The sequence below is a fragment of the Mesorhizobium sp. M2C.T.Ca.TU.002.02.1.1 genome (genome assembly GCF_003997225.1).
Genome location: NZ_RZTO01000100.1, coordinates 1 through 11449 on the forward strand (window position 1 = coordinate 1; position 11449 = coordinate 11449).

General features: G+C 60.7%; 13 protein-coding genes. 12 read left to right on the plus strand and 1 reads right to left on the minus strand.

All coding sequences use genetic code 11. From position 1 onward, the window contains the following. Positions 1-477: TetR/AcrR family transcriptional regulator (locus EOD07_RS08015; RefSeq protein WP_164772117.1), on the minus strand; the 477-nt coding region annotated here is incomplete at its 3' end. Between the two features lie 449 nt (positions 478-926). Between EOD07_RS08015 and EOD07_RS08020 the strand changes: the two genes are divergently transcribed. The 12 genes from EOD07_RS08020 to EOD07_RS08075 form a co-directional block, all read left to right on the plus strand. Beyond that, entirely contained in the window at positions 927-1733 is an 807-nt protein-coding gene (locus tag EOD07_RS08020) for an amino acid ABC transporter ATP-binding protein (RefSeq protein WP_127234883.1), read from the plus strand. Further along, entirely contained in the window at positions 1730-2374 is a 645-nt protein-coding gene (locus tag EOD07_RS08025; RefSeq protein ID WP_127234858.1) for an amino acid ABC transporter permease, read from the plus strand. The genes EOD07_RS08020 and EOD07_RS08025 overlap by 4 nt, the downstream gene beginning before the upstream one ends. Continuing rightward, positions 2371-3030, plus strand: a complete 660-nt coding sequence (locus EOD07_RS08030; protein ID WP_127234861.1) for an amino acid ABC transporter permease — start codon at positions 2371-2373, stop codon at positions 3028-3030. Before EOD07_RS08025 ends, EOD07_RS08030 begins: the two co-directional genes overlap by 4 nt. A 49-nt stretch (positions 3031-3079) precedes the next feature. Continuing rightward, positions 3080-3907, plus strand: a complete 828-nt coding sequence (locus EOD07_RS08035; protein WP_164772118.1) for a transporter substrate-binding domain-containing protein — start codon at positions 3080-3082, stop codon at positions 3905-3907. Positions 3908-4039: 132 nt separating this feature from the next. Then, positions 4040-5290, plus strand: a complete 1251-nt coding sequence (locus tag EOD07_RS08040) for an aromatic ring-hydroxylating dioxygenase subunit alpha (RefSeq protein ID WP_164772119.1) — start codon at positions 4040-4042, stop codon at positions 5288-5290. 118 nt (positions 5291-5408) lie between these two features. Then, on the plus strand, positions 5409-5729 hold the full coding sequence (locus tag EOD07_RS08045) for a non-heme iron oxygenase ferredoxin subunit (RefSeq protein ID WP_127234869.1): 321 nt from the start codon (positions 5409-5411) through the stop codon (positions 5727-5729). A 126-nt stretch (positions 5730-5855) separates the two neighbouring features. After that, complete coding sequence (locus tag EOD07_RS08050; RefSeq protein ID WP_127234871.1) at positions 5856-6647, plus strand: aspartate/glutamate racemase family protein; 792 nt, start codon at positions 5856-5858, stop codon at positions 6645-6647. A 29-nt stretch (positions 6648-6676) separates the two neighbouring features. Further along, complete coding sequence (locus EOD07_RS08055) at positions 6677-7888, plus strand: FAD-dependent oxidoreductase (RefSeq protein ID WP_127234874.1); 1212 nt, start codon at positions 6677-6679, stop codon at positions 7886-7888. Between the two features lie 33 nt (positions 7889-7921). Continuing rightward, positions 7922-9064: an aromatic ring-hydroxylating dioxygenase subunit alpha gene (locus EOD07_RS08060; protein WP_164772120.1), complete on the plus strand. Its 1143-nt coding sequence runs from the start codon at positions 7922-7924 to the stop codon at positions 9062-9064. Positions 9065-9167: 103 nt separating this feature from the next. Then, a complete protein-coding gene (locus EOD07_RS08065; protein ID WP_206519436.1) occupies positions 9168-10394 on the plus strand; it encodes a Xaa-Pro peptidase family protein in 1227 nt (408 codons plus the stop codon). 36 nt (positions 10395-10430) lie between these two features. Then, positions 10431-10724, plus strand: coding sequence for a DUF1330 domain-containing protein (locus EOD07_RS08070; RefSeq protein ID WP_127234880.1), 294 nt, complete (start codon positions 10431-10433; stop codon positions 10722-10724). Next, positions 10724-11449: AraC family transcriptional regulator (locus EOD07_RS08075; protein WP_164772121.1), on the plus strand; the 726-nt coding region annotated here is incomplete at its 3' end. The genes EOD07_RS08070 and EOD07_RS08075, both read left to right, overlap by 1 nt.

Below are 11449 nucleotides of genomic sequence, written 5' to 3' on the forward strand. Positions count from 1 at the left end.
CGTCGTTGGAATGTCCCGGAAAATGCCCTGCTCGACACCTTTCTGATACACCTGCTTGAATAGCTGGTCGTATTCCCTCTTCCGCTTGGTGATGACCTTCTGCTGCGCATCAGTCAGTTCGCCTTGGTCTCGGAAATAGATCGCCGACCAGGCAGCTCGGTCCATAACGTTGAGAGCGTGTTTCCGGATCATGGAAGCGAGAATCACATCCGGCGGATCGTCCGTCTTGACTAGGGATTCCATGTCCGCCCACCAGGCATCGTGAATCTTGTTGAAGATTTCCCACAGCACCTGGTTCTTGTTCTTGAAATAGTAATAGACGACGGATTTGGTGTACCCAAGGCTCGAGGCGATATCGTCGATCGTTACCCCTCTGATCCCCCCATCGGCGAAGAGCTTCGCGGCGGTGGCAAGGATCTCGTCCTGCACGTAGGCCTGCTTTTTTGCCTTTAGCTCTTCCCGAAGCGTCAGATTCATCAAGCTCACCATTCCTGTCATTGCAACCGCCCGATCGCTCAACCGAACGGAATCGCGCAACGCGCACATTACAGGCTTATAGAAATTTCGACCAGAGCGTCAATAGATTCCTGTCGTCAGTCTAAAAAACCGAAGGAGTTCGGCAAGTCAGAGGACGCTCTGCTTCAGCCATGCCGTGACTTCCAACTCATCCGAGGGGCGGGAATTAGAGCCAATACACTCGGACCATCCGCCGATCCTTTCTTCAGCCTTTGTGCGGCTTCTCCGTGCCTCCGGGCATTGTTCCGAAGCTTGGAGGATTTCGGACGAGGAAACGAGCCGCGCCGTCCAGATGCGTTCGCCTGGCGATCCCGCCCTAGCTCGATTCTGCAATGCCTCTGTTGACTGATCAGAATTTTTTACATACTCTTCGGTCAAATAAGATGTCCGAAGGATATCAGTCCTCAATGATGAACCTCGACCCAGACACCCTCAAGCTGCCGCGAAGGGAGCTCGCGGGGCAACCCGACAAGCCCATCCTGCGGCTTGAGGCGATCCGTAAAGTGTACGGCAAGCATGTCGTTCTCGACGATGTGAACCTCACTCTGAAATCGGGAGAGGTGGTCGCCATTATCGGCCCAAGCGGATCCGGCAAGAGCACTCTTCTCCGCTGCATTAACATGCTCGGGCCGGCGACAAGCGGTCGCGTCGTCGTCGGCGATCTCGCCATCGACGAGTCGATCCCGCCGACGGCTAACCAGCTGACCTCGCTGCGCCGGTCTGTCGGCATGGTTTTTCAATCCTTCAACCTGTTCCCCCACATGTCGGTTCTCCGGAACGTGAGCCTTCCCCAGGAGCGGGTTCTAGGCCGCTCCCGCAAGGATGCCGACAAGCGGTCCCGGGAACTTCTGGCCCGTGTCGGACTGGCGGACAAGGCAGATCAATATCCTGCCAGGTGCTCGGGCGGCCAGCAGCAGCGTATCGCGATCGCTCGCGCTCTCGCCCTTGAGCCGCAGATCATGCTTTTCGACGAGCCGACCTCGGCGCTCGATCCTGAACTGGGCCTGGAAGTGCTCCTGGTGATGCAGGAGCTGGCCCGTTCGGGCATGACCATGCTCGTCGTCACCCATGAAATGAATTTCGCGGAGACGGTCTCGGACCGTGTGATCATCATGGCCGACGGAAAGATCATCGAGGAGGGCCTCAGCAAGGAGGTCATGCGAAACCCGCAGACGGACCGGGCCAAGCGATTCCTGAAAGCGGTGAAGGATCGATGACCGCGGATATGTTCCTAGGTGTGGCGACGGGCATCCCTTGGACCCTCGCCGTCACCGCGGCAGCCTTCGTCCTGGGCGCCGCTCTAGGGCTGCCGTTGTGCGCGATGCGCCTATCCAAGTTCGCGCTGCTGCGCGTCATAGCGCTTGTCTACATCATCCTCTTCAGATCCGTTCCGCCGCTCCTCTGGGTGTTCGTGTTCTTTTTCGGCCTCGGATCGGGCTACTTGCCCATGTCTGCTTTCGAGGGAGTGGTCCTCGGCCTCGGACTGATCACCGCAGCGAACATGGCGGAAATCTACCGAGGCGCACCCAGCGCAATCCATGCCGGTCAATGGGAGGCATCGGAAGCGCTCGCACTGCCGTCGTACAGCACCTACTTTGACATCATCGCGCCTCAGCTTCTGAGGGTTTCCCTCCCGTCCTCCGCGAGCTACGCGGTCGGACTGCTGAAGGACTCCGCGATCGCGTCGACGATCGGCGTGACCGACATATCTTTCAACGCCAACTACATCGCGAAATCGACCTATCAGGGGCTGCCTGTATTCGCGGTCGCGGCTCTCTTCTACATAATGATCAGCTTGCCTGTCGCCGCCCTCGCGCGCGCCGCCGATCAAAAGCTTCGAGCGAGGGTCGCGCTGTGAACGACCTTCTCAGCTTTTGGCTCGACAGCCTGCCGGCGCTGCTTGACGGCCTCACCGTTAGCCTGCAGGTCACGGGGGCCGCGCTCGCCATCGGTTTTCCGTTGGGGCTGCTTCTCGCTCTCGGCGTGCAGTCAAAGGCGAGGCTGCCCAATCTGATTTCCCTTTGTATCGTGGAGATAGGCCGCGGCGCCCCCGCTCTCGTCGTGCTGCAGTTCGCCTATTTTGGGCTGCCCCAAGGCGGATTGACGCTGTCGTCTTTCGCCGCGGCGGTCTTCGCCCTGGCGTGGAATACGGGCGCCTACACCAGCGAAATCATCCGGGCGGGTCTGGAGTCGGTGCCGTTCGGCGAAGTCGAAGCCGCATCGGCCATGGGAATGATGCGGGTGGACACGTTGCGGTTCGTCATCATCCCGCAGGGACTTAGGGTCGCCGCTCCGGCGCTTCTGGGCTTTGCGACCCAGATGTTACAGGCCTCATCTCTTTGCTTCGCGATCGCGCTGCCCGAACTGACGAGCAACGCGTACGTCATCGGAACAAACACGTTCCGCTACATGGAAATCTTGTCTCTTGCAGGAATTCTCTATGCCGCAATCTGCGTTCCCGCAACGATCGCGGTCGGAGTACTTGAGCAACGGCTCGGGAAACACACCCGATGACCGGGCAATACTAAAAATACACAATACAAGCCAAAGAGGAGAATTGGCAATGTTTGCACTTAAAAGTATTGTCGGTGCCGTCGCGGCACTCGTAGCCGCTTCCACCGCATCCTACGCCGACGACTGCAAGCCGGCGCACGAAGTCAAGACCGTGACTCCCGGCAAGCTCACCGTCGCAATTTACAACTATCCCCCGTTCTCGATGGTGACCCAGGACAACAAGATCTCGGGCATCGACACCCAGATGGTTGAGGAGACCGCCAAGGCAAACTGTCTGGAGGTGGTTCCACTCAATCTCGCTCCGGCAGCCGTTGTCCAGTCCGTCGTCTCGGGGAAGGCCGATGTGGCTGTGGGGGCTTGGTATCGCTCGGAGGCCCGTACGAAAGTCGTCGGCCTTTCAGCGCCGACCTATATCGATCCCATGACCTCGATCTCGAAGGATGGGCTGGATACGGTCGATGCCATGATGGGAAAGTCGATAGGCACCGTCACAGGCTATACCTGGAACGCCACGCTTCAAAAGGTCTTCGGCGCGAAGCTCAAGCAGTATCCTGACGGCCTTGCCATGTACACGGACCTTGAAGCTGGCCGGGTCGACGTAGCGCTCGACGGATCCGTGGCTCCTGTCGAAGCCCAAAAGAGCGGTCGCCTGAAGGGCTTCAAGACTGCGCTGGTGAAGTCGGACCCGCGCATACCCGACACCATGCAGCCGCCGCAGAGCGGACTTCTCTATACGCTCGGCAACAAGGGTCTGGGCGAAGCGCTCGACGACACCGTCACCAGGATCCACAAGGACGGCACGCTGGCCAAGTGGCTCACGGACGCCGGCTACAAGCCCGAGATGGGAGACGTGGGCGAGCCGCGACTCGTCAAGTGACATCGTACGGGCGCGCGTGCGGAACGAACGCGCGCCCGTCTCAGCTGAGTGCCGCGGCGGCATCGTCACGGCTCACAGGCGATCGAACGCGGGCGACTTGAAGTCGACGCTATGGATTCGGGAGGCAAAGCCATGAACGAGATCACGAGAATTGAGCAAGCGCTTTCGTCGGGCGCGAACGCCAAGGCGAGCATCGGCTCCCTTCTGGCCAAGCAACGCAAGAACTACAGCCTTCAGCCGGAATTCTATCTCTCCGACGAGATCTATCGCCTCGACATTGATAAGGTGCTGATGCCGCACTGGCAGTGCGTCAATCATGTCAGCGCCATTCCGAACGCCGGCGACTACCTCGTTTTCGACTACGACCGCGAGTCCGTCATCGTGGTGCGCGGCGCGGACAACGAAATCCGTTCCTTCGCCAACGTCTGTCGCCATCGCGGCTCGCGCATCTGCGACACTTCCGGCCACGCACGGGGTGGTATGCTGATCTGCCCCTATCACGCCTGGTCGTACGGGCTCGACGGATCGCTCGCCCATGCCCGCATGATGCCGCGGGATTTCGACAAGCAGGGGTTCGGCTTGAAACCGCTGCCAACGAAGGTCGTGCAGGGACTTATCTTCGTGAGCCTCTCGGACGCGCCTCTGGCGTTCGACGATTGCGAAGAGAACATCAACGCCACGCTCGGAGTCTACGGCTGGGCGAACGCCAAAGTGGCCTATCAGTCGAGCGTCGTGTTCTCGGCCAATTGGAAGCTCGCGCTGGAGAACCAGGTCGAGTGCTACCACTGCGCGCCGTCGCATCCGGAATTCTCCGTCGTCCACGGCCAGTCGACGGCGAGCGAGAGAAAGCTCATCGCCGAGATGAACGCGAAGGCGGAGGCGCAGGGTATCCGCGTGGAAACGCGCGATCATTGGGCGCTCGCCGCTCTCGATGGCCAGGAACAGGCCTATTCCAACCGCTATCCAATGACGGCGAACGCCTGCACCGCGAGTAAGGACGGTTCTCCGCTCGCCCCTTTGATGGGCGAATTCAAGAGCTACGACAACGGGATGTCGGTTTGCTACATCGGCCCGATGAACCATTGCCTGAGCTACGGGGACTACGGGGCGATCTTCCGGTACACGCCGAAGTCCCTGCTGGAAACGGAACTCGCCGTAGTCTGGCTCGTGCGTGAGGACGCGGTCGAAGGCAAGGATTACGATCGCGACGATCTCACCTGGATGTGGAGAGTGACCGCGGGGGCCGACAAGAAAATCGTCGAAGAGAACCAGCGCGGCGTCTCGTCCCGCTTTTATACGCCGGGTCCATATGCGCTCCCCATCGAGGAAAAAACGGTGCGTTTCACCGAGTGGTATATGTCGTCGCTTGCCAATGCGCTGTGACATTTTCGCCGGCTCCGGGGAGCTGGCGCTGAACACGTCAGCCTGGCTGCAGCAATCGCGCCGAACAGTTCGCAAGCGGCTCCCGTGGCTGCCTCGGGCAACCCTTGAGAGGTGAGATATGGACCTGACCGACACGGCATGGATCGACGTGTGCAGCGTCGACGAAATCGACGAGGGCGGCATGTACGAGTTCCAGCATGGCGAGCGCCGGATCGTCGTCTATCGCTTGCAGGACGGTCTCTTCGCCACCGACAACGTGTGCACCCACGAATTCGCGCTCCTGTCGGAGGGGTGGCTCGAAAACGGGACTATCGAATGCCCCCTGCACGGCGCGCTGTTCGACGTAAAGACGGGCCAAGTTGAGCGCGGCCCGGCGGATTGTGCCCTGAAGACCTACGCCGTGAGGACGGAGGGAGCCAGGGTGCAGTGCTCGATATGAGCCATCTGCAGTCGGCGGGACTGCGCGTTTAACAGCCAGGCCATCCAACGACCTTGCAACGCATCAACCGACCACAAGCCGCCGGGCGGCAGGTTCCAGATCGAAAGAGCTTACGAAAGGCAGGCCATGTCGCGGCGCATAAACTTCATCAACCCGTTCGGATCATCGGCATACGATGAAGTGATCAAGAAAACGCTTGGTCATTTCTGCGCGGCTGACACGACGATGGACGTGACCCATCTCGACGCCTGTCCGCCCGACATCGACTTTTTCTATTCCAAGCACATGATCGAGCAGTCCCTCTACGAGAGCGTCATGGTTTCCGAGGAGCAGGGCTACGACGCGGTGATCGTCGGATGCCTGTACGACCCCGGCGTCCGGGTCGCCCGGGAGCTCGTCGACATTCCCGTTGTGGGTCCGCTCGAGGCCTCGTTTCAGATGGCGGCCTACTACGGGCACTCGACCATGGTGCTGACAGACCACCGAAAGGCCGTCCCTTACATCTACGACGAGGCGCAACGCAACGGCCAGGGCAACTCTGTGCGCGGGGTCGACGCCATCGACTGGTTCGTCAAGGACATGATCAACGATCGCGGCGCCGTGGCGCGAGACGTCGTCAACCTGTCCAAGGAGGCGGCGAAACGGTTCGGCGCGGAAACCGTCATCATGGGATGCACCATCATCGCTGCGATATATCAGGAATACCTGATGGACGGCGGCGAACCGTCCGAAGTCCCGATCATCAATCCCAATCTCATGGCTCTGAAGATGGCGGAAGGCCTGGCCGATCTTCGACAGAAGGGTGGCTACTTCATCGCGCGGCAAGGTTATTACATGAAGCCGACGGGACATTTCGCTGACGAGTTCGCGCGTGCTCGCAGGGTCTGGAACTCGACGAAGCCGGATTTCGGACGGTGACGGAACCCTTTCGACCTTGTGACGCGCCGGTGGAGACGCTCGTCGTTGTCGGTACGGGCCACGCGGCAAATGCCCTTGCGGCCGGGCTGAGCAAACACCGCTACCAAGGCCGCGTGGTCCTAGTCGGCGACGAGAAACATCCGCCGTACAATCGGCCTCCCCTTTCCAAGAAGTTCCTGGGCGAGGAGGTGCAGCCGTCGGATCTGTATTTCCGCGGCGAAGACCAGTTGGCCAAGAACGGCGTAGAGGTTCGGCTCGGCAGTGCAGCGGTCGAGTTGAATCCGCTCGCGCGCATGCTCAAGCTGGGTTCGGGCGATGTCCTATCCTATGACAAGCTCGTCCTCGCGACCGGCGCGTCACCGCGCAGCTTGCCGAAAACCGTCGATGAAACTGGGGGGGACCTCAATGTCCTTCGAAACATCGCCGATGCCGTCCGCCTGAAGGCCGACCTGGGCCGTGCTCAGAGCATCGCGATCATAGGCGCAGGCTACGTAGGCCTGGAAGTGGCCGCGTCATCAGCGCTCCTGGGCAAGCGCGTGACAGTGATCGAGGCCGCCCCACGCGTGCTGGCTCGTGTGGCGGGTCCCGAGCTTGCTGGGATCGTTCAAGCCGCGCACGAAGCCCATGGGGTTTCGTTCCGTATCCAGAGCACGGTGACGCGAGTCGCGCAGGGCGGATCCGGCTTCGACGTCTTCTTGGCCGACGGCGAGCGCGTGAACGCCGAAATCGTGCTGTGCGCGATCGGCGCGGTGCCGAACGTAGCGCTGGCGGAACAGGCGGGCCTTGCGGTCAATCGCGGGATTGTCACGGACACGCGATGCGCAACGTCTGACGACAGGATTTTCGCGATCGGCGATTGCGCGACGTTTCCACGCGACGGCGATCTGGTTCGGCTTGAGTCAGTGCAGAACGCCTCTGACCAAGCCGATGTCGTAGCGCGCCGGCTCTGTGGCCTCGAAGCCGAGTACGCTCCCCTGCCTTGGTTCTGGAGCGATCAATACGATTTGCGCCTGCAGTCAGTCGGCTTTCCCAACGGCTCCGACGGCTCGTTCCTGCGCTCGTCTGAGAGCAGTCACACAATCTGGCATCATCGCGACGGGCGCATCATCGCTCTCGATACGATCAACGCTTCGCGCGACCACATGCTGACGCGAAAGCTGATGGCTCGCGGAGAATTGCATCTCAATTCGCTCCAGGAAGCCGAATTCGATCTGGCACGTCTCTGGACGCAATCAGGTTAACCGCTGGACCGCGGCGTTTGAAAGGGAATGACCATGAACACCATCGAAAGGCCGAAGCGCGCTCCTGTCCCCCGCGCAACCGACACGACGCTCACCCGGGACTACTACGTCTCGCAGGAAATCTTCGAACGCGAGATCGATAAGGTCTTCTTCAAGCAATGGACGTTCGCGGGCCACGTGTCGCAGATCCCGAACGTCGGCGACTACTTCCTCCACACCTTCGCGGGCGAGAGCCTCATCATCGTTCGCGAGAGCGCCGAAACCGTTCGGGCGCATTTCAATGTGTGCCGCCATCGCGGCTCGCAGCTGACGAAGGCAGGCAACGGCAACGTCAAGCTGTTCGTCTGCCCGTACCATCAATGGAGCTATGAGCTGAACGGCGGCCTGCGTCGCGCGCCGATGATGCCGGACGGGGAGTGCATCGATTACGACAAGCTGGCGCTGAACCCGGCCGCTGCCGAGGTTTGGGCTGGAATGATATTCGTCAACCTGTCGCCGAATCCCGAGCAGACGCTCATCGAAGCGCTGGGCGAGCCGCCGGCGGGACTTCTCAAGCTGGAGCCGGAAAACATCAAGGAAATCTGCCGCGACCAGCTCGTGATGCAGGGCAACTGGAAGACGCTCCTGGAAAACTACCTGGAATGCTATCACTGCGCCGGCTCGCACCCTGAACTCGGCATCGCCTTCGACATCCAGTCGTCCTACGACCAGACGGCGACTTGGGGCGGTGCGTGCTTCCTTGGCGGCGAACCAGTTAGAAAGGGTCTCGTGACCGTCTCCATGACTGGCGATCTCGTCAGCAAGCCGCTTGGACGCCATTCCGAGGATGCGACGCTCCCGCTCGAGGTGGCAGAAGGCCTCGGACTGTTGCCTGTCCTGACGCGCGTCCTCTTCCACGTCGACCACGCCATCATCCACGTCATGAACCCGCTCTCCGTGAGCGAGGTGCAATGGACCACGATCTGGTACGTCCGCAAGGATGCGGTCGAGGGCGTCGACTATGAGACCGATCGCGTCGTGGAGGTCTGGCGAGCGACAAATTCGGAAGACAAGGAACTCTGCGAGCGCAACTACAAAGGGGTTCTGTCACGAACCTTCGTGCCCGGGCCGCTCAATCCGCGCGCAGAAGGCGCGGTACGCCCTGTCCTCGATCATTATCTTCAAATGATGGAGTAACCAGCTGACTGCAGTTTTCGCGACGGCAAGACGGCCTGCAGCTGGCGAGAGATTTTGTCGGTGACCGCCGCCCCGCAATGCGAGCAGTAGCAAGGAGCTATCAGTGACCAGTCCCGACGCGCGCGTGCTAAACGACGATTGGAGCGATCTTTCCCGCATCCGGCCGCTTCCCAGCGTCGATCAGGCCCGGCTCTACGCCTATCGAACAGAGCGGATGCGCGCGTCGTTGCGACAGCACGGTGCGGCCATGGCCATGCTCGTCAATCCGATCAGCCTGCGATACGCGCTCGACTATCGGACCTATCCGCTCTGGCAGTCGCATGCCCACACGACCTACGCGTTCGTGCCAGTCGAAGGGCCGATCGCGGCTTACAACGTCTATGGCAATCCGCCTGGTGCCGACTACGTTCGCGTCGGTCGGCAGAACACATATTTCGACGGCGGCCCGGAGCTTCCCGAGAACGCCCGACTGATCGCCCAGGACATCTGCGACTATCTCTCCGAAATCGGCTCCGACAATCGCCGCGTCGCGGTCGAATACGTCAATCCGAGCCTCACGCAGGCCCTCCTGCAGCGCGGCCTGGAAGTCATCGACGGCATCGCCGTGGCCGAAGAGGCGCGCATCATCAAATCCCCCGACGAGGTCATGTGCATCAAATGGGCCGTCGAAGTGGCCGAGCACGGCATCAGCCAAGTCAAGGCGGCGCTCCGCCCCGGAGTCTCGGAAGTCCAGCTTTGGGGACTGCTGAACTACACGAACCTGGCCAACAACGGCGACTGGCACAACGGCCGCATGCTCGCCTCGGGGCCCCGCGTCAATCCTTGGCTCCAGGAAGCGACCGACAGAAAGGTCGAAGCGGGCGACCTGGTAGCCTTTGACACCGATATGGTGGGGCCGTTCGGCTATTTCGCCGACATATCCAGAACGCTCTTCTGCGGTCCGGGGCGCCCCAGCGCTCGCCAGAAGGAACTTTATCGGCTGGCTTTAGAGGAGATCGAGTACAACTCCAAGCTCGTCCGGCCCGGCATCACGCTTGCCGAAATCCAGGAGCGCGCGTGGCAGACCCCAGAGGAATACAAGGAGAACGCCTACTGTTGCGTGCTGCACGGCGTCGGCATGACCGACGAGTTCCCCCGCGTGAATCCGGTCTATCGTGGACAAAACCCGTATGACGGAGTCATCCAGGAAGGCATGGTCGTGTGCATCGAGAGCTATATGGGGGCCGTCGGCGAACGCGACGGCGTGAAGCTGGAGCAGCAGGTTCTGGTGACCTCCGACGGCATCGAGCCGATCTCCACATATCCCTGGGAGTCGGAATTCCTGGAGTAGCCTCCATGGCCCAGCGCGTCACGAAGGAGCGATCGTATGAAAGGATACTGGCTGATCGTCGGGACCGAGATTTCGGATGACGACGCTCAAGGCGAATACGCCAGGCTGTGGAAGCCGATCGCCGAAAAATACCAGGCGCGCATTAGTCCCCTCAAGGTTCCGCCGCTGCTTAAGGAAGCCCGGGATGCACGCCGTGTCATCGTCGTGGAGTTCCCTTCATACGAGCTAGCCCTGGCCTGCTATGACGACCCCGATTACGGGGAAGCTCGAAGGTTCGCCCTTCAAGCCTCTAACCGCGAGCTTCTCATCCTGAAGGGCGAGATGGGATAGTGGACTTCGCTATTCGCCACAAGGCTCGCCATCGACCGCATTTCGGGAAACCGGAAAAGGGACGAGCTCGACCTGGCGCAACTGGCAAGCAAGCCTATGAGTTGGCGATATTACTCCTTCCCAACTTTTCCCAGGTCTGTCTTTCGTCGATCATAGAGCCGCTACGATTGGCAAACGCTCTATCGCGGCGCGAGTTATTCAGATGGCGGCTGGTAGGGCCCTCCGGTGGGTTGGTCGAGTGCGCCGGCGGTATCCAGATTGGCGTGGCCAACGATTTTGAAGCCGAGCTCATCGCAGTTCGTTCCGGCAAAGTACCCGATGCCGCAATTGTCTGTGCTGGCGAGGAGGTCGAGCGCCTTTGCTCGTCTACCGCTGTTTCGCTAGTCAGGCTCTATGCGAAACGAGGGGCCACGCTTTTCGGAAGCAAAACAGGAACCTGGCTGCTTGCCAAGGCCGGACTGCTAGCCGGAGCCCGGTGCACGATTCACTGGAGCAAGGCAGTCGCTCTGTCCGAGCGTTTCGATGATCTCAGCGTGGAAACCGCACGCTTCGTCAGAGACGGAGCGACCGTCACATGCTCCGGCGGCTTTGCGGCCTTCGATATGATGATCGACACTATCGACAAGGAAGCCGGCCTTGAGCTTGCAGGTACCGTCTGTCGGTACATGGGCGCGGGTCACGCACGCGAGGGAGCCTGCTCTCCTGCCATGCCCGCCAGTCTGCGC

Coding starts and splice junctions, on each gene's coding strand:
- EOD07_RS08035 (WP_164772118.1), top strand. CDS start 3,080: ATGTTTGCACTTAAAAGTATTGTCGGTGCCGTCGCGGCACTCGTAGCC.
- EOD07_RS08025 (WP_127234858.1), top strand. CDS start 1,730: ATGACCGCGGATATGTTCCTAGGTGTGGCGACGGGCATCCCTTGGACC.
- EOD07_RS08070 (WP_127234880.1), top strand. CDS start 10,431: ATGAAAGGATACTGGCTGATCGTCGGGACCGAGATTTCGGATGACGAC.
- EOD07_RS08040 (WP_164772119.1), top strand. CDS start 4,040: ATGAACGAGATCACGAGAATTGAGCAAGCGCTTTCGTCGGGCGCGAAC.
- EOD07_RS08045 (WP_127234869.1), top strand. CDS start 5,409: ATGGACCTGACCGACACGGCATGGATCGACGTGTGCAGCGTCGACGAA.
- EOD07_RS08050 (WP_127234871.1), top strand. CDS start 5,856: ATGTCGCGGCGCATAAACTTCATCAACCCGTTCGGATCATCGGCATAC.
- EOD07_RS08020 (WP_127234883.1), top strand. CDS start 927: ATGAACCTCGACCCAGACACCCTCAAGCTGCCGCGAAGGGAGCTCGCG.
- EOD07_RS08060 (WP_164772120.1), top strand. CDS start 7,922: ATGAACACCATCGAAAGGCCGAAGCGCGCTCCTGTCCCCCGCGCAACC.